Genomic DNA, 25809 nt, shown 5'->3' with positions numbered 1-25809 from the left:
TTTTTAACATCATTTGCTCTTTGTTCGTTATAGTTTTTTCAGCTTCATATCAGTGCCAAATACAAGGCCATGATCTGCAACATCCATACTAAACTCAAACACCATATTTTGCTGTAAAAGTGCATCAATACCTTCAGGCATTGGTTGACCAGTCGCTTTTGCCGCTTCTAACATTGGCGCTAAAAACGCTTGCATATCCATACTGAAATGCGTCATGCCATTGGTTTCTAGCGCTTGGCTTGCCATTTTCTCAGCAATAATTGTTGCCTTTTCACCCGTAAACAACACTAAGTGATCGCCTTTAACCGCTAGCTTGATATCCATACCCAATGGCTGTGGAGATGGAATGTACTGGTTAATTGAAACTGGAGTACCATCTTCTGGGATTTGAATTTGACCCAGCATAGGTGCAAGCCCTTTTATCGTATTAACAAGTACTAAAGGATCTTCGGCAGACAATGTGACTAGAGCATCAAACGTTTTAGGTTCCGGCATGCCTTGGTCATTTGGCTCCATAACAAGATCAAAAACAGATGCACTCACGCCTTTAACCGAGTTCGCCATGCCTGTCATCATCGCAATAGCCATTGGACTGTTTTGTTTCGCTTGCTGCTGTAGTGCAACGAGTTCAGAACACTTGAATTCAGCTTTAGTAAAGCGGCCCCAAAGGGTGTTTACAAGCGGCGCAACTTTTGCAACATCAACACCATAGCCAAACCCTAGTACTTTCTCTTCACCGTTGGTGACGTGCGCAGGAATAAAGCCACGGATCGACCCAAGCGCTTTCATCAGTTCAGCATCTTTACCCACCACAACAGTATCAACTTCAAAGTCGATTGCGGAATTTGTAAATTTGATATTCTTAGTACCCAATACCGTTGCAGGCCACAGGTTGGCGATTTCACTGTAGTCCGCCTGACACTCAGGAGCACGTACCGCTGCTAATTTCTCAGTACCACCACCTAGCTGCAATAGGTTATCTAACATACGAGTCAAATCAGACTGCTTATTTGCAGTAATGCCATCGACGATAGCCACATGGTTCAGAAACGCAATTGACGAACCATCAAAACCAAACTGCGTATTGTATTGCTCAAGCTTGCCAGATTGCGCCAGTGACTGGGCTGGTTTGGCAATACCCAAAGCAACTTTTAAATCCGCTTCAGTATTAATTGGCGTGTTAAATGTCGTCGTTACCCATTGACCCTGCACGGATGTGATAAGCTCAATTTTAGCTTCTGGCGCGAACTCAAGCTGATAACGCGTTAATGCGACGCCATCAAGCGTATCTTCTTGGTATGTAATTTCGGCATCTTTTGCAGCCATTTTTATTGTGCGCTGAAAAGCTTCAGGATCTGCAAGCTCATAACGCAGCGTCGGTAACAAACCAACGGTGTAGAATACACTTCTAACTGTCTCACCCATACCTAAGATAGCTTTCATTTGCTCAGAGGATGTCATCGCTAGATTGTACTGCTCTAATAACGTCGCCAGAAAATTCAGATGTTTGTCATTTTCTTTTCTAAGCAGCCCAGTTGCTTCTTCAAGGTTTTGTACTTTTCTAAGCGCTTCAGGCATAAAAGATAAATATTTTTGCTGCTCAAAAGGCGTTAATTGCCCCCAAAATACAGCGGTATCAGCCGGAACGTATTCCAGTTGCTCCATCGCAATGCTTGAAGAAGATGATTGAGTGGTTACATAAGCACCAACGGCAATAGCCACCGCACATAAGCCAACGAGAAGTTTTGTATTCATAATTGATTCCTTGTTATCACCACGGCACATAGCCAAACACGTGGTAAATTTATTCTTCCCTACGAACCGCAACGATTGCGCGCGTCAGAGGTCGTTGCATAAAGACAATTGCATGTCCAAAAATGCAGCGGTATTGTACCTCGATTATTGTCTCAATTCCATTAATTGTGAATGGTCAAGCTACTTTCAATATTCGGTCAGTTTTAAAATGAGCTTGATCGTTACACCAATAACCACCAAGCTCTCATTTACAGGATTATTGACTTTCTGCTTGTAGAGTCAACCCTGAAAAAGCGGCGTAACCATAGAGCCCAATATGCCAAGTTCCCGCATTTGGATTGGTGATTGTGCACGTTTCATTATTGCCATTTTCATAAGGCCGACATTCGTAGGTATTACTATTTGGTTGTTGACCAAAACGCAGATATAAATCAGCATCTCCAGTACCACCCGATGCCTTGACTTGCAGGCTCTGTGTCCCCTGTGCCACGTCAAAAGTATAATACTGCCACTGACCTTTACTGGCAGATTGATCCAACCATTGCTGGCTATTGCCTTGATCTGGAGGAGTGTCAGTATAAACCGTAGCCGTTAGCGCAACGCCTGAATAACTCTCATAGCCATCAAGCATGACATAGTAACGACCTGTTTGTACTGGAGTAATCGTACAGACTTCATTATTACCTGATTTATAGGGTCGACAATCGTAGTTTTGTTTCGTTGGCTCCGCATTAAAGCGCACATACATATCTACATCCCCACTGCCGCCCGCCGTTTCAACTTTTAGCTGCGTCGCTCCTGCTGGCACATCAATGTAATAAAGTGTCTGAGAAGACTTAGCACCAGTGACATTCGCTTGTGTTTGACCACTGATAAGTTCAATTGCAGCTGGCGGCTCAACAATGGGGGTTTCTATCACAGATAGATTATTGCTTGCTTTGATCAGATTCAGTTCATCACCAATTTCGGCGGCATACCACCATGTCATATTCATAGGTAACGCGAGCGGATCGGCATCTCGCTGCGCCTTAGATAAGGCAGTTGCATTGCTTGAAAACTCAGCAGTTCGAACAGTAAGCTTATCATTTGTCACACTCAACACTTTAAACTGTTGAATACTCGCAAGGTCGATAGTCCAGCTTTTTGGATCATTGGCGCTTCTCGCCGGTGCACCCCAGCTTCCCTCACCCACATAAACGGTGCCGCCTTGGGTCGTTGCAGTAAAGCCATTGCTGGTAGGCGTTAGTGCGTAAGTCAGTTTATTGATATGAGTATCGGACTCTACCACTAAGTTCATTGCATTATTATAGAAGTCTTGTGCCCACCAAGTGTGTAATATGGTGTTGTCTGACTTACCTGAATAGTGAGGATACATCGGCTTGTGATACTGAGCGATACGCCACGCTGCGCTGTTGCCTTGAGACTGTAAGTCGCTTTTCAGCCAATTGTTCATCGCTGTGGCATAGCTCGACCAGCCACTATTTTTAAATTGGCTATTTAAGGTATAAACCCTTAACAGCCCCGCCACGTTAAAAGCACCATAGGTATCTTTTGCTGTACACGCACCATCTTGGTCATAATCTACGCCAAATACTTGGCATAGCGTTTTGTAGTTATCGTCTTCGTGATTGCCATGTGTTGCTACGAATGGATAAATTCGCTTGTATGCAAGGCCATCAATCAAATCATCCGAAAAGGTTAATTGCCAATCTTTTAAGTATTCACGCATTTCAGAAACGGAGTTTGCATTGGTGTAATCGCCACCATGCATAATAAATAGCGGTCGAATTTTAGCGATCAACTCATTACCTTTACGGCGTGTTGTCCAACCCGTGCGCGTATCACCACCAGCTACAGCAGTGATCCCTGACGCCGTTTGCGGCGCAGTTCTGAACCACAAACGCTGACCGCAACCTTGTGAATCACAAACACGATAATAAACCGCACTATCTGGGGTTAAGCCGGTTAATTTCACAAATGAACTTGAGAGGCCACCGTCAAAGGTATGCGTTGCGCTGACCGCTGCACTTTGCCAGCTCTGCTCATCCGTTGTGGTGCCATATTTAACAATATGATTAGTGCCTGACGTGGGTGTAAATCCTATTGTTGCTGAGGTGCTTGGACTGGTGTCCCACACAAGACGATGGTAGTCACTCGCAGCAAAACTGCTACAAGATAGACCAGCTGCAACCACAAAAGTTGCCATTTGAGTATATTTCATTTCCTTGGTTCCTAGTTTAGAGTAACAGGCTCAGCACGACTTTGAGCCAATGAGAATGGTGTTGACGGCGTAGCCACCAACATGACAAATGCGGCGTTTGCATAAGGGAGCGAAAGCGTCTCTGCAGATTGAAAATTCACGGCCGTTGCCCCTAACCTTTCACGCTTAAACGACTTGGGTAACGGCACGCCAGCCTCACCACTCCAATAGTCACCATTTTTAATGTGTGGGAAAAAATCACTTGCGATATGAGGTTGTCCGGGACTATTTGGTGTTTGAATTAAAGAGCGCAGCTCATCAGGTGTAGGTAAGCGCCACTCGGCACTACCACATAAAGAAGCTTGATTGGTTTTACGGATCAGATCTTGGCTATCGCAGTGGGATGCTTCGAAATAACAATCACCTTGATCAGCATGACCAAATTGACCGTCATACCAAGAGTAACTCCAATAGCCATCGTGAATAGACTCATCATCTCGTTTTACTTCCCAAAGCAGATTAAGCTTTTTGTCATAGACACAATGCCAAGGGCCCTGCCATACAGACAAAAATTGCATGTCATTGGTGACTTTAATAAAGCGTGCATGAGTTGGAATTTCTCGCTCAGGAGCGCTGAATAACAAGTAGCTAATCGCCACAGTGGCAATCGCTAAACTAAGTATTAAACGTGAGGCAACGGTCATAGCATATACCTCAATTGAATCGCTCTGTGGTGACGAGTATGCGCGATTTGCGCGTGATCAAATGCGGAGACCCACATGCAAACACCAGAGCGCAGTTCAACATCAAGGGTAGAATGCGTTTGGTGTTTACGTACCAGCTCTAGCGTCCAATAACCATCGTGCCACTCTCCCCTAGCCCTAACATCGGCTCTATCTCCCTCAAAACGATTTGAACGGTACAACACGGACGGTAACTGTTCGCCAATTTTCGCCATGTCTCGTTGTGGGTTGTAGGTTTCGCTGGCAAACCAATCAAGGACTTTGCGCTCAGTGAGATCTGGCGATGGGATTGGCATTCGCTTTGGCGTAACCTCAGTCGGTGAGTACCAGCGCCAGTTCATCACATAAGCACCGCTTTCTTTGCCATCAGGTTGATACCCTGCGGTGTAGCGTCTTTGCCCAAGTGCAACGCTTTGAGACGGCCCAAAAAAATTATCATCGGCCAAGTACATGTCATTGGTTCTCAGCGCTTTCCAGTGCCATAAATCTCGCGTGCGGCCGTCCGTACTTGCATGATAGCCCTTGCCATGCCAGTTACGGGGCTTGCCTGCAAGCGGCGCATCGCCGTATTGAACGGTGCCATCACCTCCTAGTTCACAGGTTGTCGATAGCATGATGGCAAACTTATCTTCGTAATAAGTGCGCTCGTCAAAGCGATAAAAGCCATTTTCTTGTACTTGCCAACCGTCCGAGGTTTTTTCCAGCGGCAGATGCTCTAGGCTTTCGGTCGGATCTTGCCAGCGGATCAGAAAGAAGGTTTCATCATGGTTGCTCAACGCTTTTATTTCGACCTCGCTACTCCCATCCAAGAAGTTTGCACCACCAAATGTAGTTAATTTAATAGGCTTAGCACGCAACCATTGTGGCTCGTCTCCTTTACCGTCTATTTCAACGTGGCTTTGCCTTGATAGCGGCGCAACTTCTAACCGTAAATGCTGATCTGCAACAATAAGCTGTATGCCAAGGCCGCAAAAATACACCAGAGCAATACTGCAACTGAGTAAAATAAGCGCATTTCGGGGCAATAATACGCTCAGTACTTGCTTGCCCTTAAACACCGTGTGCTTTATGCCATGTAACACCAAATACAAAAAAATGGCTGTCGCTGATAACCCATGAATCACTAAACTTAGACTCTCTGGATTGAGCCAAAGTAACCATCCTGTGACTATACTCAGCACGATAACCAGATACCCAAAGTAGTTAACGGCTTTATCAAACTTACTTGGTGCGCCACGAAACGGTGCGCGAATGGTTGCCACAGTAAAAACAATCGCAATCAAGGTGAGTAAGCAACCAAATAACACATGCATTGACAGCAACGCGCCTTGTGGAAGCAAAGGCGAAAGAAACGCCAGAAAATCATGATTGATAATGCCCAAGCGAGGGCCAGTCAGTAACCCAACCAAGATAACTATTACCGCCATAACATGAAAAATGGCAAAACTACTTCGACGCACAACCGCTCCCAAATAAATAAAGTAAATTTAGTGTAAACAAATAAATTTACATAAATATTTCATATTTGGAAAGATGAGACTTTCTCATCTTGTGAATTAGCGACACGTGTAATGTCGTGTAACTTGATTGTTAATTAGTTTGTACTAAGGTAGTTGATACTTCCACCGTCACGGACAGTTCAACATGAACAATAGACTAGTAATAAAATATGTAAGTGCGGCAGTGGCTTGCACACTGTTTCTCGCAAGTTGTAGCTCACCAAGTAAAAAACCTTCGGTGCCCAAAGAAACGCTCGACCCAGTTGCAGAATCTGGCCAAGTGCCTGAGCGAGTTTGGCTCAATCAAGGGTGGTCAGATAAACTTCGGCAAGGCTTTTGGTTTACAGGCCAAGGGTCACAAATCATCCCTTATACTTGGTTTACTTGGTTAGAGCAGCCCAACAGTAAAAGGCTCTTTCGCGATAGCGAGCATATGGAAATGCTGCGCTACCTGCCCAGTAAAACCACCGCCAATAACCCTTCAGGTTTGCCCATCGGCTTTGCTGTGCATAACAATCAAACCACGGGACAAGCTTGGGTCGGGATGACCTGTGCGGCATGTCACACTAACCAAATTGACTATAATGGCACAAAAATCTTGGTAGAAGGTGCGCCCACCCTCGCCAATTTTGTACTCTTCTTTAGCCGCCTAAATGCCGCGTTAGAAGCGACCCTTAACGATAATCAAAAGTTTAGCCGTTTCGCGATGCGCGTATTAAAAGAAGGAGCATCGCAAGAATTGATTGATGATTTACGAGACGATCTCAAGCATGTGGCGCTTGCAACCGCCGAGCGACAAACCGTTAATGACTTGCCCGAAGACTATCCAGACGATTTTACCAGCTATGCTCGACTTGATGCGTTTGGCAATATACAAAACGCCGGCACGGCATTTGCGCTTGACGACCTTAACAATAAAAATGCGCCCACCGCACCCGTCTCCTATCCATTTTTATGGGGGACGCACCAGTCAAATGTTGTGCAGTGGAATGCTTCTGCCCCCAATATTCCTGTGGTCGGCCCATTAGTACGCAACATTGGGGAAGTTGTCGGTGTGTTTGGTTCGTTATCCATTGAAGAAGCACCGGTTTGGCAGCGCGTTTGGGGGAAACATGCTCGATATAGCTCAACGGTAGACATGCATGCGTTAGGGCAACTAGAAGCGTGGGTAAAAACACTTCTGCCACCAGCTTGGCCTGAGCAATACCTTCCAGGGATTGACACCAATAAGGCGGCACAAGGAAAAATGCTATTCCAAGCAAATTGCGCCAACTGCCATCAATTAATTGACCAAAAAAATCTACTCAAGGATTACGAAGCGGTAAAAGTACCAGTAAACGAGATAGGTACCGATCCCACTATGTCTAATAACGCAAGCTGCCACATGGCAAAAACATTGTTCTTGGAAGGCACAAAAACCGACATTATCGCGGGAGACAAATTCCAAGCGGTGGATAGCGCTATCGATATCCCAGTAAATGGGGTTGTGGGTCTAGTGCTAAAAGATCCCATCAAAGCAATCGAAGCGGGCTTAATAGCAGAACGCACCGGGCCAGATGGTAAGAAAACCACCGTGAAAAAGTCCATTGAAGAGCGCCTCAAAGTCTATTTGGCAAATAGACAACAGTTAACCCCCAATACTAACGAAGATTGTGTGGATGGTTTTTACGACGCGGGTGTCTACAAAGCAAGGCCGTTGAATGGAATTTGGGCAACCGCACCTTATTTACATAATGGCTCTGTGCCAAACCTATGGTCACTATTACAATCACCAGAGTCGCGCCCAGATACCTTCTGGGTTGGCAGTCGCGAATTCGACCCTATCAATGTTGGCTATATTACTCATCAAGGCATGAACGAGTTCAAAGTGAACAAAGCCAGCGGTGAGGTGATGCCGGGCAATGATAATAGCGGTCACGTTTACGGCACTACCTTGAGTGACAATGAAAAATGGCAAATCGTTGAGTTTTTGAAAACGCTATAAACGCCATGTAGCGCTAAAAACAAAGGGCCGAATACAGGCCCTTTGACTTATAACCGAAAACGTTAGTTAAAATGACTCGTGCAACACCACCAGCGCACTTAATTTGCTTGCGCCAAACGTCATCATTTTTTCAAAATCTGACCTTGCAATGGGTACTTGCTGGCAGTCGATAGGGTTTTGGTCATCCTCAACATCAGGGTCATTAAGATATAAACACAACTCATCCAACCCCGTAATAAGCACCCAATGCGGCGCTTTTTTACCGTTTAGCCTATAAGTGCTGATCAAGGCCAATACCGCACTGCCCTGTAACAACCATTGTTCAACCTGTTCAAGCTTTACATCGGCTTGGTGAATAGCAATATCACGATATTCACACTCTTGACGGAATTGCTCATGAACTAAGGTCATCACCTGTTTTTTCTGCGCGCTTCTCACGCCATCTAAAAATAGCGGGCCCGCCGTATTCACCATCACCTCTGCCGCAAAACCACGGCGCTCCGCAGCCAATGCCAATCCAAATGGGTGACAGCCGCCGTGACCTGCGGTCATAAAGATGGTGGTCGCTTCACGCCATATCTCAAGCTCTAAGGCCTGATCGCCCATACAGCCTGGATCTATGCTTGCCATTGCCATCATCAGTGACGCCGGTCCGCAGGTAAAGTCTGTCGTTTGCTGATACCAAGGAGCCTGATGCAACACCGCCTTTTGCGACAGCTTACGCACGCATTTTTGCATTCTTAGCGCGTCATCATGATCCGCGTAATAGTTTTGATACTCGCCAAATACACGATAACCCATGCGTTTATATAAGCCGATGGCCGCGTCATTGCGTTTAGCCACTTCTAAACGCATATATAACCAGCCCATTTCACCCGCTCTGACTTCAAGCTCAGACATCAGTTGGCGTGCGATCCCTTTACCTTGATGATGAGGCGATACCGCCAATGAATAAAGCCTTGCTAGCCGCGTTCCTTGGTGCAACCAAAGCAGCCCATAGCCCACAAGTTCCCCTGCCAACTTTGCAGTGAGCAGCAGGCTATGTTCAAAACTGATGTAATGCTTGAGTTGGCGACGACTCAGTCTATCTGCACTGAAGCAGTTTTGTTCCAGCGCATTCAGTGAGTTCAAATCCTGCAGTGTCGCCTTTTCAAGCACCAACGCGGCTTGCAACATTACTTTTTACCTCTCGCTTCAAGACGTCTTGAAAATTCAGACATCACTTGCATGTACAGCTCGTCACCGAGATATTTGTCTTCAACCCCTTGGTCAATATTCGGGTTGTCGTTTACTTCAAGCACGTAGGCTTTGCTGTTGTGCTCTTTAATATCAATACCATACAAACCATTACCCACAACTGCCGCCGCTTTTAACGCTGCACGTAACACCGCTTTTGGCACTTCAAACGTTGGTAGCGTGTCAAACCCACCCGAGAAATTGCGTTTTGACTCGTGGTTATAGATTTGCCAATGGTTACGTGCCATATGGTAACGGCATGCGTAGATCGCACGGCCATTTAACACTCCAATACGCCAGTCATAATCTGTGTATAAGTAAGCTTGCGCCAACACAATCGCAGAGACGCTCATCAGCTCTTGTAAACGCTCGCCAAGTTCTTCTTTGGTTTTTACTTTAAATACGCCTTTTGAGAACGAACTCTCAGGCATTTTAAGCACCATAGGTAGCGATAACTCAGCAATGAGTTTATCGATTACTTGTTCATTACACTGACTCACAAATCGCGTTTCTAAACTTGGCACCTTCTTGTAATTAAAGGCATCATGTAAAAACACCTTATTACAACAGCGTAGGATCGAGCTTGGATCGTCAATTACCACTAAATCTTTTTGCTCTGCTTCTTGCGCAAGGCGATAAGTATGGTGATCAATCGCTGTGGTTTCACGAATAAATAGCCCATCGTATTGGCCTAAGTTGTATAACTCAGCCGCTTCTAATGGATGAACTTTAATGCCAAGCTTTTCACCCGCTTTAACAAAGCGGCTGATCGCCCCTTTGTTACTTGGCGGCAACTTTTCATCGTGGTCCACCAACATCGCAATATCCCAGCGATACTTTTTGTGACTCTTACGTTTGTTCCACTGAGTGGCATGCACATGACCTAATACTTGAGTACAAAACTCAAGCTGCGCCAACTGTAGAGTCGAAAAGTCGCGACGCTGCACCTGCACACGTACGCCTTTATCTTGCTGCTGTAATGTCACTTTTAGTAAAGGCGCTGGAAATTGCTGAAATAAATACGCCGCCAACTTACTAAACTCAGGCTGTTGGGTTTCGCCCATACAAATGATCAGCTCTGCGTCATCGGTAATCGCGATCCCACGCTTATCAAACCAAGCTTGCGATAAAAACAACGCATTATCACCATCACGTAAACCGTTAATAACTTTTAGACTCGGAAGCACTTGATGATTACGCGCTTCAGCAAGTAAAGAGCAGTAATAACCTTGGCTTAAATAACGGTCACAGTCACATAAATTAATCACTCGAAGTTTTGATTCACCGAGCTTTGGGTACTCTTGCAAATACGTTTCAAACGTCACTACGTTATTTGCCAAAGGCAGTACATCTGCATTTTGATCAACAACGAATAGAGTAGATAGCATCTAAATAATCCTTAGGTGGCGATGCGTTAGCACATCAGTACATGATGGTTTAGGCACCCCACGATTTAACATAGGGTTAGTGGGCAAATTCAAGGCCCACATTAAAGTGGAGTAGTTGTAATCTTAAATATAGCACTTAGCAATTGAGTAATTTTGATTCTCAAGATAAATCTTTCTTGCTGTCAACGACCGGAACAAAATCATTAAATTTCAAAAGGTTAAAAACCATAAAAGCACGTACAATTAAATTTGATTGAAACGATTAAGATTTCTCGTGTTTACAAACAGATATCAAGAGTGAAATAGCACTCGATTGACATGCTTAGGAATGCCACGGGCAGTGAGTGCGTTGGTTGAGGTGGGTGTCAGCGATTTATACTCTTTGCGTTTAAGCGGTTACACTGATTTTCTTAGGTAAAATATAGCCCTGATAACTTTTGAGGGCTGCTAAGGTTTCTTCATAGCCTTTGGTTGGTTGGCCTATACTGCGGTTATACTCAATTCTACGTTCTAAAGCGCCCAAATAGCCTTTATTTTCTACACCGACAAGAGTATCACCTTTAAATTCAAATTCTTCAAAAGGGATATACTGCCATACGCGATCATCTCCAGTGACTTTAGCTAACGTTCTTATGTCTTCTTGAGATACGTTCCGCATATCAAGGCCATTGGTATTCGACTCCCTACTTTCAGAATTTAAAGAAAGTGAATTTTGATTGGCTAAATTTTGCTTTTTTACGACTTCGACAGCGTTGTAGTTACCGTAAATAGCTTGGGTATTTGATATATTCATAATAGAACTCCTTTCTTTTTCGACCTAAATTTACATGCAATAGTCACGCCTTTTTATTTACCGACGCGCTGCGTTTGTTGGCTTCCAACGACTAACAAACGACTACGGAAACAAGTGACACCAGCACTATTTGTACTCCAACAAGCGATTGTTAACAAAAACCACGTGTCTCATAAATATTAAAATGTTAGGCTACAAAAAGTACCCACAATATGGACATGAATATGGCAAATCTGAATACCGTAGAAATAAAGTCTTTTGTTCCAGCTAAAGACTTTGAGTGCTCTAAACGCTTTTATCAGATGATTGGCTTTGAAATGGCTTTTGAAGCTGGAGATATCGCTTATTTTAAATCTGGCTCTTGCTCTTTTTTGCTCCAAGATTTCTATGAGCCATTGCACAGCAACAACTTTATGATGCACCTTTTAGTCGAAGATGCCCAAAGCTGGTATGAACATGTTTTAAAACTCGAGCTGGACAAAGCATTTGGCGTAAAAGTAACTGAACTTGTCGAGCAGCCATGGGGAATGCTCGAATTTTGTATTACTGATCCAAGTGGCGTGCTGTGGCGCATCGCCGAGAATCAGTAACCTAACAAAAATATTGTGGCGTCAATAACTGACTTTATGCTTTGCCGATTTCCAAATTAAACGAATTGGATATGAACAGATAGCACCATTCACTACGTTTATCACGATAGGGAATCGATAATACCCACTGCATATTTGCACCGAAGCTGGGAGTTTGACTAACAAACCAAAACTTACCTACCTTCGGCTCTTCACTTTAGCTTTGACGGTGACTTCCCATACCATTTTAAACAAACCTTATTCAGCGCACTTTGCTCTGTAAAACCGAGTGCGTCTACAATATCGAGCAATTTGGTGTTGCTGATGAGTTGTTCAAATCTATGTTTTCGCTCTTGGTCGAGCAAGGTTCTAAAGCTGGTGTGTTGTATTTTTAGCTTACGCTGCATCGAACGCACACTCATGTTTAATGCCTTAGCAATACTTGCTTGGTTGACTCCGGCCAGTGAGTGCTTTGCCGCCAGTAAATTGGCAACACGCGTTTTTAAATCATGATTATCACAAAGCGCTGATACGCTTTTGGCAACCGCTTGCTCAATATGTTCGTGCATTAGGCTGTCGACGGTAGCGACTGGCATGGTAAGAAAATCTAACGGAAACGACAGTGTATTTTCAGGGCAATTTTGCGATACGGGGCAGCCAAACCAAGTTTGTAAACGTTGTAATTCTAGGTCACACACGCTAAAGCTAAGCTGGAGTTGGCTAGGCGATAAAGTTGATCGCAAAAGCTGCCGTGCAGCGCTCACCCAAGCGGTCATATTACGCAAAATGGCTTGCTTACCCAGCGAGGTTTTTGGTTGCCAAGTTAACTTGGCATTGTCGCTATCACTTGTGAATACGGCGAGGCCAATATCGGCGACAATGGCGTCGTAATGCAATAATGAGGTAATAGCCTGCTGTAAGTCTTTACTGGTTTCGACCAAATAACCAAGCGCCCCATAGTCATGCAGCTGAATGGCTTTACCCAGTTCAAAGCCAATTAGGGGATCGCTGCTTAACTCCCGCCCTACCTCCAGCAACCCCTCATACTCAACGAGTGTTACACGTTCAGGCCGTGACGCTACCAGCTCAGCAAACTCGCCTTGCAGTCTCTTGTCATCGGTAAAATGGTCATGGAGATATACCCATGCACTATAAAAATATACAAACGAAGTGGAGTGCATTGCAGTTCCTTTTGTCGTATTTGGACAAATTGTTGGCGCAGTTTGGCAGGATTGTCAATGGCTAACCCGCTACGCTTGTGCATATAAAGTACCAAAGCTTTGGCTAAAGAAGGAGCTGTATATGATTGATGTATCACTAATTTTACTGGCACTCAGTCCCGTCTTTTTACTTTGTGTTGCATGGGAATATATTAAGCACCACGAGTACTATGATTGGCGAGATTCATTACTCAATGCCCTACTTGCGTTGCTCCATCAAGGCAGCGACGCGCTGGCTTTGCTTGTGCTGATGCCGCTCTTTTACTGGCTCCATCAATTTGCCTTATTCACAATCGAATTAAATATCTTCACTTTGCTCTTTGGGTTTATCTTGCAAGATTTTTTGTATTACTGGTTTCACCGCGCATCACATTGCACTCACTGGCTTTGGAGTGCACACGTAGTCCATCACAGTTCTAACAACATGAACTTTACCACCGCATTTCGCCAAAGCTTGCTATACCCTATTGTCGGTATGTGGCTGTTCTGGCTGCCTATGATACTGCTTGGATTTACCCCGCCCCTGGTATTTGCCATCGTCGCAATCAACTTGGCTTTTCAATTTTTTGTCCATACACAAACGGTTAATCGATTAGGGATAGTAGAGCGAATTTTTAATACCCCTTCCCACCACAGAGTCCATCACGCCAGTAATCCTGACTATATAGATAAGAACTTTGCTGGGGTGCTGATCATTTGGGATAAGCTTTTTGGCACCTTTATTGAAGAGTGTGAAGACATAACAATTTGCTATGGAATAAGAGGTGCGCCCCCAAAGCAAACCCCTTTAGACGTTAACTTTGCTCAGTGGCGTCATATGTTCTACTGCTTTTCACAAGCAAACACCTTAAAGAGCAAATGGTTGGCGCTGTTTGGTTACCCAACCCACTTACCCGACAAGTTAAAAAATACGGACTCTGCCAAATCCTAGAGCTATTTATACCGCTCTGCCTTTTCTACAAGCGCTTGGCAGTACATTCTTAGTTTATCGCGAAGCACTCTCACACTTGGGTTGATCATTTGCTTTGACGGGCAGATCAACCACAGCGGCTTACATTCAACGCGGTAGTCATTTAATATACTTTGCACCACACCTTGCTCTAGTTGGTCTGCAACATCTATCGCGGATCGCAATGAAATACCCGCACCTTGCGCACACCAGCGCTTTACCACATCCGCATCATTACTGGTTCTACGCCCTTTAAGCACCACTTTGTAAGTTTGTTCATTTTTCGTCAGTTTCCACGTATCAAACTTACTGCCTCTGATCAAAAAGAATAGCCCTTGATGCTCGCTTAATTCCTCATGATCCTTTGGCGTGCCTTGTTTTTCTAAGTATTCCGTAGAGGCACACAGCAGCAATGGCACATCACAAATTTTAAAGCCGTAGAAGCTACTGTCTTCAGGCGCACCATAGCGCAGCGCGATATCAACACCGTCACGATAAAAGTCGAGATTGTGATCATTAAGAATAAGCTTCAGGGCAAGTTTAGGGTATTCATCCAGTAATTCGTCTAGCCAAGGAAGGAGGATATTACGGCCAAAATCTGACGGTGCGGTTAACCTTAGCTCACCGTCAATTTCGTTGTCGTTGTCGAGCACCTGCTTTTTGCCATCAGCCAAAAGCGCAAGTGCCTGCTCGCAAATTGGCAAGTAAGTTTCACCTTGCTTTGATAGCCTTAAGCTGCGCGTAGAACGCACAAAAAGTTGAAAGCCAAGGAGCTTTTCTACTCGCTTTATCGCAGCGCTCGCCGTAGCAACCTGCATATCTAACTGCGCAGCCGCCGCACTAATATTGCCAAGTTTAGCCGTTTTCATCACGACAATTAAATCTTGTGTATTCATTTTCAAAAAATTTTTGAAACTATTTAACTCATTATCATCTTTTTATTGATTATGTAAATCCATATTATGTCTTTAAAGCAATTTTAGGAGTCTGATATGTACACATTACGCGATGCAATTCACAATCGTTATTCCACAAAAGCCTTTGATCCTAATAAAAAAATTAGTGATTCAGATATTGACCTACTCAAGCAGGCGCTAAGACTAAGCCCGTCTAGCACCAACGTTCAGCCATGGCATTTCGTCATCGCAAGTACTGAGGCTGGCAAAACTCAAGTGGCAAAAAGCACACAAGAGAATTACAAATTTAATGAAGCAAAAATACTAAATGCATCGCATGTTGTTGTATTTGCTGCAAAACAAAATATAGATGATGCACATTTAGATAAAGTGCTTGCCAAAGAAAGTGCCGATGGCCGGTTTGAAAAAGGCTCTGAGATCGAGGCACAAATGAACAATGGCCGTCGCTATTTTGTCGGCTTAAATCAAACCAGCGATGAAGCAATCAAAGCATGGACTGGCAAACAAGTTTATTTAAATCTTGGACAGTTCTTGCTCGGTGCGGCATCTCTTGGCATTGACTCAGTTCCTATCGAGGGTTTTGATGCTGAAATCCTCAGCAATGAGCTTGGGTTAACTGAGCAAGGCTTTGACGCTCTTGCCATTGTCGCATTGGGCTATCGAGACGAAGGTGATTTTAATGCTAAATTACCTAAATCTCGCCTTGCTATCGACGATATCATTACCGAAATCTAATACTCAGTTTGGCGCTGATAATGGCTAGCTATATAACGTCAGTGCCACTCCAACTTCTGTTGGAATACCATTTCAAACACCTCAATGTAAACCAATGTGAATGAAACAATAAATTCACAACTACCCTCTCCCCAGTTTTGTATTAAATTTATCCATACTTTTCAATAACATTACAGTTATTTGAAATTATTGGTAATTTTTTAATGTGAATTTTTTAACTCTGTTGTGAAAATTCTGCTTGAAACATTGAATATATTATTGTTAATTAAAAGTGAAGAGTGAATTCACCTTTAAAAATAACGAAATGACAACAAGTAAACTCAGTCCTCGCCACTGGTTTTGTACCTGCCAGCCGAGAGACTGTAGCAACCTCAACAGGAAGAAATAATGAAGCTACTATCACGCACACTATCTACAGGGTTACTCGCGGCAGCCGTAACCGCATCACTGAATGCTCAAGCAATGAATAAAGACCTAGCGGTAAGTGTTGATGTCGACACAAAAAGCAATGGCGATGTTGTTGCGACGCTAAACATCACCAATCAGGGTAAAGGCAATCAGAAAATCTTAAGCTGGTATACAGACCTTGAAGAAGAGCATATTTTCAAAATTACGCGTGATGGTAAAGAAGTTAATTTCTTTGGTCCTCACTACAAACGCCCAGCACCTACTGAAGCTGACTTTATCAAGCTAAAGTCTGGCGAAACGCTCACTAAATCATTTGAGCTTTCAGGCCTTTATGATCTTAGCCAGCCAGGTAACTACGAAATTAGTTATGATGTTGAATCATTTGATCTTTTCGGTAAAAAAGAAATCCCAAGCATGACTACAAGAACGATGGGTCAGCAATCGATGATGCGTGCCGATGTAGCAGAACTCAGCTCAAATTCGGTCAATCTATGGCTTGAAGGCGTTGCGATGACGAAGGGCAATGTTCAAGTCAATGCAAAACCAGCTGCAGGCGCGGCTGATTGTACTGATGGCACTTGTTTTACAGGTCGTTGTAGTAACAGTGAAAAAACCAGTATTTTGTCAGCACTAAATGCTGCAGATCAGATCACTAATGACTCCGTTGCTTACCTAAATAGCCACTCAGCAAGCAACCCATCTACGCGTTATCAAACTTGGTTTGGCGCAGCGACAAGCAGCCGTTATGCAACCGTGAAATCTAACTTCAATGCCATCAATGATGCAATCGACAACCAAGATCTCACTTTTGACTGTAGTTGTAACAAATCATACTTTGCTTATGTATACCCAAATCAACCATACAAAGTCTATCTATGTCGCGCATTTTGGAGCGCAAATGAGCTAGGTACAGATTCACGTGCGGGTACGATTGTTCATGAGTTAAGTCACTTTAATGCCGTTGCTGGTACAGATGACATCGTTTATGGCCAATCTGGTGCGAAAAACTTAGCAAACTCAAACCCAAGTCAAGCAATTCAAAATGCTGACAGCCATGAATATTTTGCGGAAAACACTCCGTACCAAAACTAATCTCGACTAGTTATCCCTGAACGAGTATCGGGTTTAGGCAACCGTCTAAACCCGATACTATTCACAGCGATTTCAGCTAACATGAAATATACTTCTTAAATTCATCTATTTGCTGAGGAATTTCATGACTTGGGTTATCGTCGCGCTGTGTGGTTTTATCCTACTTGCTACGTTATTGCCACTTGCTAAGCATCCGCATTGGAGTGTTAGAGCAATGGAGTTCCCACGGCTTCAGCTCACTGTTATTACTGCATTTACACTACTGCTATCCATTTTCTACCTTGATCTTCAAAGCGTAGCCGCGCTTGCTGTCATTGCTCTATTAGGTTGTTTAAGTTTTCAACTGTGGTGGATTTTACCCTACACCACGCTTTGGCCAGTCGAGGTAAAAAAAGCGACAACCGATGCTGACACAATCAGTTTGATCACCGCCAATGTCCTGCAAACCAATCGACAATTTAATCTACTATTGGAGCAAGTCCGGACACATCAACCTGATCTTTTAGTCACGTTAGAAAGTGATGAGCTATGGGAGCAACAATTAGACTCGTTGTTAGATATACTGCCCTACAGCGTTAAATGTCCACAATGCAATTTGTATGGCATGCACGTTTATTCTCGCTACCCGCTAGACGAGGCAAAATGTGAGTATATCGTTGAAGAAGGCGTGCCTTCGATACATGCAAGACTCAAGCTCGCTCCCCATATCATGATCCAAACCCATTTCTTGCACCCGGCACCGCCGAGCCCCACCGAGAACGAAACGGCCATTGAGCGAGACGCAGAACTGGTGGTTGTTGCCAAACGCGTCATAAATGAGCCTTTGCCCACCATAGTCACTGGCGATCTCAATGATGTTGCTTGGTCACCAACCACGAGGTTATTTAGGAAAATAAGTGGGCTTCTTGATCCGAGGGTTGGCCGAGGTATGTTTAACACTTTTCATGCACAGTACCCGTTTGTACGCTGGCCGCTAGATCATTTGTTTTCGAGTCACCATTTCACAGTGATCGATATTAAAAGGCTCAACAACATAGGGTCTGATCACTTTGCGCTTTATGCAAAACTCGCTTATCAACCGGTCAAAAATGAAGATGAAGCAGGACTTGAGCTGAAAAAGAAAGATATACATCGCAGCAAAGAAATTATTGAAAATGCCGTGGCAAAGCCGAATTGCAAATTATGATAACCTGAGGTTTGGATAAGGAATGAGCTAGCTCATTGTTTTTTAATCACCTTAAACTATCTTCTTATCTAGCCAGAGAGTTTTGGGGATAACTAGGCGAATTTACGCACCAATAGCTGGCTATTGGAAGTGAATTCAACGCAGTTAGCGCTAAAACTGGCTGCTAGAAAGGCATTAATTATCCGAAGCTCAGGTTATGATAGTGACTTTAAGTACGGTGAGTATGAACGAGAGCTATAAATAGAGGTTTTTAAATAACATCAGCTTGAAGCCAGTATCGCGTACTGACTTCAAGCCGAAAAGTATATTTACGACTTCAAAGAGTTAATCCAAGTCTTGATATCTTCTTCAACAAGCGCCATTGGCCTTGCGCCTTTTAACAACACCACGTCGTGGAATGCTTTAATATCAAACTTATCACCTAGCTGTTGCTTAGCGTGCTCTCTAAGTTCAACCAATTTAAGCATACCTAATTTATAACCAAGCGCTTGACCTGGCCAAGCGATATAACGGTCGATAGCCGATACCACATCACTCATCGCCGTACCGGTTGCATCAGCAAAATAGGTGATCGCTTGGTCACGTGTCCACTTTTTATAATGCAGGCCCGTATCAACCACCAGTCGAGCAGCACGATATGCCTCAGCTTGCAGACGCCCTAAGTCTCCAAATGGGTCGTCCTTATACATCCCCATTTCATAAGCCAATAGCTCTGAATACAGCGCCCAGCCCTCAACATAGCCATTAAATGAGGCATTTTGACGCATCAAACCGATTTCTGTTTGCAACATATTAAGCGCAATTTGGAAGTGGTGACCAGGAACCGCCTCGTGATACGTTAAGGTTTTCATGCCAAAGCTTGGTACTGCTTTCATGTCTTTTAGGTTGATTGAAAATACCCCTGGGCGACTTCCATCAAGCGATGGACCGTTGTAGTAACCACCCGGTGCACCCGCTTCCACGGCTTTTGGTATACGTTTAACTTCAACAGGTTGCGGTGGAATAGTAGAAAAATAATCTGGCGCTTTTTGTAAAATTGTCCCTATTTCACCACGCAAGAACGATAATAACGCTTCACGACCTTCGTCAGAATCCTCATATAAGAATCTCGACTCTTCATTGAGCTGCTTCATCCGGTCACCAACAGTACCTTGTGAATAGCCATTTTGCTTGAGGATTTCGTCCATACGCTTTGAAATACGCTCCACCTCAGCAAGGCCAATTTGGTGGATCTCTTCCGCGCTCATATCAGAATCTGCCAAATAGGTGATCTCATGCTGGTAGAAAGCTTCGCCATTTGGTTGGGCCCAAATGCCAACATTTTCAGGCGCTTTGCTCTCTAGAGCGTGCATAATCGCAGACACATTTTTAAATTCAGGATAAAGCTTTTGCTCAACAATTTGTGTTGCCTGTGCAGCATATTCAGCGGCGGCTTTATCCGTAATACCATCAATATTCGCAAGTTTATCTTTAAACGACGCAACCAAAGGATGTTCTGCACCACTTGGCGCCGTGAAGTTATCTAAATAACCTAGCGTGTTTGGAAATAATACTTTTGGTAAAATTACGCCTTTATTGGCATCCGCTTTTACCTTACTTGCAACTTGCTTCGTGACTTCAACAAAGGCATTTAGGCGCGCAACATAGTCTTTTGCATCTTGCTCGCTCTCTATTCCATGTTGGTCTTTAAGCACATTCGGAATATCCAGCAATGGGCCGGACAATTGATTGACAATATATGGCAGGTGTCCGCCCCAAGTATCAATATAACCTGCTGAGAAGCCCTTATCACCAGCATAATAACGTGCAATAACTTCATTTACTTTAAGGTGCAACAAGTCATCAGAGTTCGCCACGCCCGATTGTAATTGTTTTAATTTATCTGCGGCTGCATTCATATCCACCTGGAGCGCCTGCATTCCGACAACCGAGTAATCCGGCAGTCTATTAGCATAGTGACCATATTCATTACTTGATAATTTGAGCGAAGTGGCTAGTGCGGGTTCATGGTTAATAAACTGCTTGGTGTACTGTTCTACGACTTTGTCGATTTCTGCACGAGAGAGAGTTGATTCAGTGGTTTTAGCAACAGATGTAGTTTCCGTTACCGGCTTGTCTTGAGCACATCCGCTCAAACCTAGCACGACAGAGAGTGCTACCAAGCTTATTTTATTCATTATTACGCCGCTCCATTAGGGTTGTTGTCAAAGCTAAAAATACCAGTGCAGATCAGACTGGTGATAGAATAGTCATACCAATTTGACTGAACACTTGTTCAATTTGGTATAAGCACTTCATTCATTGAGAAATCAGAATGCAATAAAGTGCTCACGCTATTCTCATAGATGCAACTACAAGTAACATATTTGCGCTTTTGTTACAGCTATAAAAGATAGAATCCTGCAAAATAAGTTACTTTCTCTACACCTGAACTAAAGTTCATAACCTTAGATAGAGTGCTTAGTCTTCAAGCAGCAGAGGTTCAGGTATTGCGTTGTGGCCAAATGCAGAGTCAGCAATAATCTGCTGCACGCGACCAGATGACTTGTCAAACACAAAGCAAGCATGTGGCCTTTGCTCCAACTGTAAGCTGATGGTGATACTCAAACTTTTAGGTAAAGCCTGCGCTATCACATCTCTCGACGCTTCTGTAAAGAGTACAGATTCAGGGGTAAATTGATAAAACTGCCCAAACTGTAAATCACAATGCTCGCCTTGCTGTAAGTCCTTCCTATATTCGTATTGATACAGCTTGCTGCCACAACCGGGGCCAAAATAATTGGTTGTCAATGCCGTAAAATTGTAGTCCCGCACTTGCGGAATAAAACAGCGCTGAGTCCCCCGCTTTGGCATTGGATGCCAAATTTGTGCACATACTTTAAAAAATGGTCGTTTATTTTCATAAAGTACATATAGATCATCATTGTCCAACATTCCTCGGGCATGATGTTGGTAATTACTGCTGCCCGCAACTTGAGCCGCGAGAAATTGCTTGTTTTGCGAAAGCCGATACAACATCTCAGCAAGCAGTCTTAATGTACTGTCATCCAAGCAGTCTGGACCAGTATATAAGCTAGAAACACAATTAATAAAATCACTAAAATTAATTGCCCCATGACTATAAAAGTTGTCGAATTGGCGTGCCATATTTCTTCCTTGTGTGTGAGCGTTTTAGTCAGACGAATAACGAGTACGTCAGCTAAAATTCGTATTTTTTAAAACAGAAACTTGCATATATCCGATTGCAAACTGCGCTGCTTTTTTCTTAGTCCCTAATTAAAGCTAATGCAGACTGGGGAGAACGCAACAAATTAATTACAATTTTGGTGACAGCATAGTTAAGACTATTAATGAGATGAGTCAGAGATGGTAGTTTAGAGTTTATACGCTATACAGAGAGTAAGTGAAGCATGAGTATATGTCATAAAAACTTCATGCAAATTTATGCACTTAATCCCACGCGCAACAGAGACTGAGCCGAGCGCAATATTTATATTATATTTTCATCGTTTCGAATGGCACTAATCAGTAAAACAAGATAAATCACAGCCCAAACTTACTTCGATTTGGACTCGGTAATCACCTCGTCTTGGCTAAACACCTCAACCTGAGTTGCTTGAGATGAGATGCTATGAGCATCAGTTGTTAACGTTAAGATAACAAACAGTACAGTCATCACTGCAAATGCAATATTGACCGTTTTCCCTAAAAAGCGTGTTTTTAACATCACGATTTCTCCTAAACTTATTCCTACTAAGCTTAGTCGAAATCGTGAGCAAAAAGGTTTAATTCAAACAAAAATAATTTACTAAATGCAATTATCAAAACGTGTTGGTTTATGTGCTAGCCAACATTCGAATTAATTGGTTTTAACGCCTTGATAAGCCTGAGTTCCCCATAATGGCACCGTTGACAAGCTATGCTTAAAGCTACCAGAGGTTTCCTTAGTGGTATAGGCTAAGTACATCAAGGTTTGATTTTTTGCATCAAAGATCCTTCTCACTTTCATTGATTTAAAAAACACACTTTTTGATTTTTTAAATACCACTTCGCCTGAATCACTTTTATCTATATTCGCCAGCATTGCCGGTGTTATTTCACTCGTTTGACGGCAAGAAATAGAGCTATCGCTTGGGTCCGAAAAGCTCAAATCATCTTCAACACTCGCCACATGACAGGTCACACCCGTTACAACGGGATCAACCATAGAGTCTAATTTTATATCTTTGAGCGTAAATAGACCGAGTGACACATCACCAACTTCACTGTCAGAGCAACCTAGTAACGTACAAGATGCCAACAATGCAAACATCAGCTTTTTCATTGTTTTTCCTTAAGATAATCGACGTACAAAAGAAACATACGGAGTTAATACTCTAAGCTATTTGAAAATTTTCGCAAATCACCTTATCTAAAAAAGAGATAACCATTCAAATAATCAAAATAATTATTCACAAAATACGAATAAGCATGTTAGCATGCGCCGCAGTTTCAGGGTGGCTAAATTTACCTAAACCATGAACAAAACATGGCTAATTTATTCACCACCGGTTGTATGAAATTCTCTCTAAACTCGGGACAGAAATGCACCACCTGCATAGTTACCCATTTCTAAAGATTGAAATTTCGTCACGTTTAATTCTTAATTTGAGGTTCCACCATCCATGAGTAAGCTCCATCCAAGCTTAGTCGCACTAGCTGTTAGTTCGAGTTTTTTTGTTGTTAATCAATCACAAGCAGAAGAAAGTAAGATTCAAGAAAAGTCAATTGAACGAATTCAAGTAACAGCCACTCGACGCGCAGGCACAGTTCAAGAAGCGCCATTAAACATTACTGCCGTCGACAGCGATGTGATGAGCGACCAAAATATTGGCGACCTTGAAGATGTAGCAAGATGGGTTCCTGGTTTGACAATCACAGAACAAGGTGGCCGTGAGGGCTCACCTATTATTGTTCGTGGCTTGAATACTAATTCGTCGGAACGTGCTTCTGACTCAGGGACAGTGGCAACTTACCTCGGCGAAATCCCAATCAATGTGGATTTGCGACTAACCGATATCGAACGTGTTGAAGTCTTGATCGGCCCACAAGGTACGCTTTACGGTGCAGGCACGCTAGGTGGTGCGATTAGAACCATGCTTAAAGCGCCAGTGCTTGACGTTATTGAAGGTAAACTAAGTGGTGACTTATTCAGTATCAATGAAAGTGACAGTCATGGTCATGAAGTAGGTGCTGTCTTCAATATGCCTATAGTGATGGATGAATTAGCCGTTCGCGCGAGCATTAACCGCTATCACAACCCCGGCTTTATGGATTACAATTATGTGGTTAAGCAAGCCGGTGTTTCAAACCCAGATCCTGATTGGTCAGATACTGAGGATGTAAAAGCAAACATCAACGCAGTTGCGGATGCAAATGATGAAACCATAACAACCACACGGGTTTCTCTACGTTGGTTGGTGAGCGAGAACATCGATACCACGCTGAACTATTTTCATCAGAAGCAAGAAAATGGCGCTAACTCAATTTCACAATATCAAAGCCTTGCAGCACAGCACCCGCTTGCCGATTCTATCAAACCATACGAGTCAGCGTACCGTGTGCTTGAACCTAACGAGCAAGAAGACGACCTGCTTAGCCTTGAAATCAACGCCGATTTAGAGTTTGCTGATTTAGTTTCGGCATCCGGTTGGTCAAGCAAAGAACAACAAGGCCAACGAGATCAAACCGATCTACTTTATGATATTTGGCCGGGTTATGCGGATTTTCCTAGTTTTACCGCTTTGACTAAAGATACTACTGATCAAGACACTTTTACCCAAGAGATCCGTTTAGTCTCTAAAGGGGATGACGCGCTAAATTGGATTGCAGGGGTATATTACAGCAAACAAGAAATTAGTTCGGACGATAGAGAGTACACGCCAGGACTCACGGCGTTTTGGGGCGATGAAATCGACAATATTGAGCAAGATCTTGAGTATATTGCACTGACCAATGCCACCAGCAAAGAGTCAGCATTGTTTGGCGAAATTGGCTATGCTTTTTCAGACGATTTTAATATCACAGTGGGCGCTCGTTTCTATCGCTATGATGTTAAAACTGAGTCAGCGGCTGAAACCCCGCTCTATTCTGGTGGCCTGCCAAGCCTTGAGCAAATTTCATTTGAACAAGTCAGTGCCAAAGACAATGGTAGTTTGTTTAAGTTTAATGCCAATTACACTTGGCAAGATGGACTGCTGACGTACTTCACTGTCAGTGAAGGATTTAGGTTAGGCGGTGGTAACGGTTTGGAGTCGTGCCCAGAAACACTACCAGAGCAACAGATCATCTGTGCACTGCCGCATGAGCTTAGCTATAAACCAGATACCACCACTAACTATGAGCTGGGATTAAAATCTACATGGCTGAATAACAAGCTGCATTTTAATGCCGCATTATTCAGTGTTGATTGGGAAGATGCACAGATTTCATCCGTGACGGTAAACGGCCAAGAGATCATTACCTCTAATGCTGGATCTGCGAACTCTAGTGGGATTGAGTTATCGACCCGGGCTATGTTGAACGATCAGTGGACGGTGTATGCAACCTATTCTTATGCAAAAGCACAGCTAACTGATGATGCACCAGCCCTGTTTGCGGTATTCAAAGAAGGTGACTATAGCGCTGAAGAAATCGCGCTTTACCAGCCGTACTATGACGGTACAGATGGTGACCGCCTACCTGGCGCGCCAAAACAGCAGTTCTCATTCGGTTTAAGCTACGAGCAGGAAGTGTTCGACGACAAAATGCTTAACGTTAATTATGGAGTAACCGCACAGAGTGACGTATACACGAAAGTCGGACTCAAAGCTGACGGAGAGGTATTACCAGGATTTGCCTTGTCTAACCTCAGTGCTAAGCTTTCAAGCGAGCAATGGGCCGTCACTTTTTATGTCGACAACCTGTTTGACAAATTTGCTTTCACCTCGGTAAGACGCGACAAGTCTTGGGCTGGTGAAGCTAAATTCGCGGCGTTAAACAAAGCCTTGCCAGAGCAGCAGCGAGTGTACGGACACTATGTCACAACACCTCGTACCGTTGGGGTCAAGCTTAACTACCAGTTTGAGTTATAATCAGCAAAAAACTAAAATAGAGA

Annotated in this window: 20 protein-coding genes; 7 read left to right on the top strand and 13 right to left on the bottom strand. The window is 43.6% G+C overall.

What is annotated here, in order from left to right; genetic code table 11:
- Positions 1–27: 27 nt before the first annotated feature.
- From EXT48_RS03945 to EXT48_RS03930, 4 genes are all read right to left on the bottom strand, one after another.
- Positions 28–1755: a hypothetical protein gene (locus tag EXT48_RS03945; protein WP_130163638.1), complete on the bottom strand. Its 1728-nt coding sequence runs from the start codon at positions 1753–1755 to the stop codon at positions 28–30.
- Between the two features lie 256 nt (positions 1756–2011).
- On the bottom strand, positions 2012–3976 hold the full coding sequence (locus tag EXT48_RS03940; RefSeq protein WP_130163637.1) for a pre-peptidase C-terminal domain-containing protein: 1965 nt from the start codon (positions 3974–3976) through the stop codon (positions 2012–2014).
- Positions 3977–3987: 11 nt separating this feature from the next.
- Entirely contained in the window at positions 3988–4659 is a 672-nt protein-coding gene (locus EXT48_RS03935) for a DUF1566 domain-containing protein (protein ID WP_130163636.1), read from the bottom strand.
- Positions 4656–6158 (bottom strand): ethylbenzene dehydrogenase-related protein, encoded by a 1503-nt coding sequence (locus tag EXT48_RS03930; RefSeq protein WP_130163635.1) that lies wholly within the window; start codon positions 6156–6158, stop codon positions 4656–4658. The genes EXT48_RS03935 and EXT48_RS03930 overlap by 4 nt, the downstream gene beginning before the upstream one ends.
- Positions 6159–6342: 184 nt before the next feature.
- Between EXT48_RS03930 and EXT48_RS03925 the strand changes: the two genes are divergently transcribed.
- Positions 6343–8181, top strand: coding sequence for a di-heme-cytochrome C peroxidase (locus tag EXT48_RS03925; protein ID WP_130163634.1), 1839 nt, complete (start codon positions 6343–6345; stop codon positions 8179–8181).
- 66 nt (positions 8182–8247) lie between these two features.
- Here the strand turns inward: EXT48_RS03925 and EXT48_RS03920 are convergent, their stop codons facing one another.
- The 3 genes from EXT48_RS03920 to EXT48_RS03910 form a co-directional block, all read right to left on the bottom strand.
- Positions 8248–9357, bottom strand: a complete 1110-nt coding sequence (locus tag EXT48_RS03920) for a GNAT family N-acetyltransferase/peptidase C39 family protein (protein ID WP_088530045.1) — start codon at positions 9355–9357, stop codon at positions 8248–8250.
- Positions 9357–10805 carry a RimK family protein gene (locus tag EXT48_RS03915; RefSeq protein WP_130163633.1) on the bottom strand — a complete coding sequence of 483 codons (1449 nt, stop codon included), beginning with the start codon at positions 10803–10805 and terminating at the stop codon, positions 9357–9359. Before EXT48_RS03915 ends, EXT48_RS03920 begins: the two co-directional genes overlap by 1 nt.
- A gap of 388 nt (positions 10806–11193) precedes the next feature.
- Positions 11194–11598 (bottom strand): hypothetical protein, encoded by a 405-nt coding sequence (locus EXT48_RS03910; RefSeq protein WP_130163632.1) that lies wholly within the window; start codon positions 11596–11598, stop codon positions 11194–11196.
- Between the two features lie 224 nt (positions 11599–11822).
- Between EXT48_RS03910 and EXT48_RS03905 the strand changes: the two genes are divergently transcribed.
- Positions 11823–12188, top strand: coding sequence for a VOC family protein (locus EXT48_RS03905; RefSeq protein ID WP_130163631.1), 366 nt, complete (start codon positions 11823–11825; stop codon positions 12186–12188).
- A gap of 191 nt (positions 12189–12379) precedes the next feature.
- Here EXT48_RS03905 and EXT48_RS03900 read toward each other — a convergent pair whose 3' ends face one another.
- Positions 12380–13348: an AraC family transcriptional regulator ligand-binding domain-containing protein gene (locus tag EXT48_RS03900; protein ID WP_130163630.1), complete on the bottom strand. Its 969-nt coding sequence runs from the start codon at positions 13346–13348 to the stop codon at positions 12380–12382.
- Positions 13349–13469: 121 nt separating this feature from the next.
- Here EXT48_RS03900 and EXT48_RS03895 point away from each other — a divergent pair, with 121 nt between their 5' ends.
- Positions 13470–14318 carry a sterol desaturase family protein gene (locus EXT48_RS03895; RefSeq protein ID WP_130163629.1) on the top strand — a complete coding sequence of 283 codons (849 nt, stop codon included), beginning with the start codon at positions 13470–13472 and terminating at the stop codon, positions 14316–14318.
- Between the two features lie 2 nt (positions 14319–14320).
- Here EXT48_RS03895 and EXT48_RS03890 read toward each other — a convergent pair whose 3' ends face one another.
- Positions 14321–15232: a LysR family transcriptional regulator gene (locus EXT48_RS03890; protein ID WP_130163628.1), complete on the bottom strand. Its 912-nt coding sequence runs from the start codon at positions 15230–15232 to the stop codon at positions 14321–14323.
- Between the two features lie 96 nt (positions 15233–15328).
- On the opposite strand from EXT48_RS03890, the gene nfsB reads away from it, so the two are divergent.
- The 3 genes from nfsB to EXT48_RS03875 all read left to right on the top strand — a co-directional run bounded on the left by nfsB (position 15329) and on the right by EXT48_RS03875 (position 18674).
- On the top strand, positions 15329–15988 hold the full coding sequence (nfsB, locus tag EXT48_RS03885; RefSeq protein WP_130163627.1) for an oxygen-insensitive NAD(P)H nitroreductase: 660 nt from the start codon (positions 15329–15331) through the stop codon (positions 15986–15988).
- A 387-nt stretch (positions 15989–16375) separates the two neighbouring features.
- Positions 16376–17488: a M35 family metallo-endopeptidase gene (locus EXT48_RS03880; RefSeq protein WP_130125934.1), complete on the top strand. Its 1113-nt coding sequence runs from the start codon at positions 16376–16378 to the stop codon at positions 17486–17488.
- Positions 17489–17612: 124 nt separating this feature from the next.
- Positions 17613–18674 carry an endonuclease/exonuclease/phosphatase family protein gene (locus tag EXT48_RS03875; protein WP_130163626.1) on the top strand — a complete coding sequence of 354 codons (1062 nt, stop codon included), beginning with the start codon at positions 17613–17615 and terminating at the stop codon, positions 18672–18674.
- A 308-nt stretch (positions 18675–18982) separates the two neighbouring features.
- Here the strand turns inward: EXT48_RS03875 and EXT48_RS03870 are convergent, their stop codons facing one another.
- The 4 genes from EXT48_RS03870 to EXT48_RS03860 all read right to left on the bottom strand — a co-directional run bounded on the left by EXT48_RS03870 (position 18983) and on the right by EXT48_RS03860 (position 22998).
- On the bottom strand, positions 18983–20851 hold the full coding sequence (locus EXT48_RS03870) for a DUF885 family protein (protein WP_130163625.1): 1869 nt from the start codon (positions 20849–20851) through the stop codon (positions 18983–18985).
- Between the two features lie 283 nt (positions 20852–21134).
- The gene (locus tag EXT48_RS03865) at positions 21135–21821 is read right to left on the bottom strand and encodes a transposase (protein ID WP_130163624.1); all 687 of its coding nucleotides are present in this window, start codon (positions 21819–21821) and stop codon (positions 21135–21137) included.
- Between the two features lie 409 nt (positions 21822–22230).
- Complete coding sequence (locus EXT48_RS23690; protein WP_162484726.1) at positions 22231–22404, bottom strand: hypothetical protein; 174 nt, start codon at positions 22402–22404, stop codon at positions 22231–22233.
- 129 nt (positions 22405–22533) lie between these two features.
- Positions 22534–22998 carry a CreA family protein gene (locus EXT48_RS03860; protein WP_045964078.1) on the bottom strand — a complete coding sequence of 155 codons (465 nt, stop codon included), beginning with the start codon at positions 22996–22998 and terminating at the stop codon, positions 22534–22536.
- A 340-nt stretch (positions 22999–23338) separates the two neighbouring features.
- Here EXT48_RS03860 and EXT48_RS03855 point away from each other — a divergent pair, with 340 nt between their 5' ends.
- Positions 23339–25786 (top strand): TonB-dependent receptor, encoded by a 2448-nt coding sequence (locus EXT48_RS03855; RefSeq protein WP_130163623.1) that lies wholly within the window; start codon positions 23339–23341, stop codon positions 25784–25786.
- The last annotated feature ends 23 nt before the right edge of the window (positions 25787–25809 follow it).

Origin of the sequence: Pseudoalteromonas sp. CO348, assembly GCF_004208845.1 — a bacterium.
Classification (GTDB): domain Bacteria; phylum Pseudomonadota; class Gammaproteobacteria; order Enterobacterales; family Alteromonadaceae; genus Pseudoalteromonas; species Pseudoalteromonas maricaloris.
This window is presented reverse-complemented; position numbering and strand designations above follow the sequence as displayed.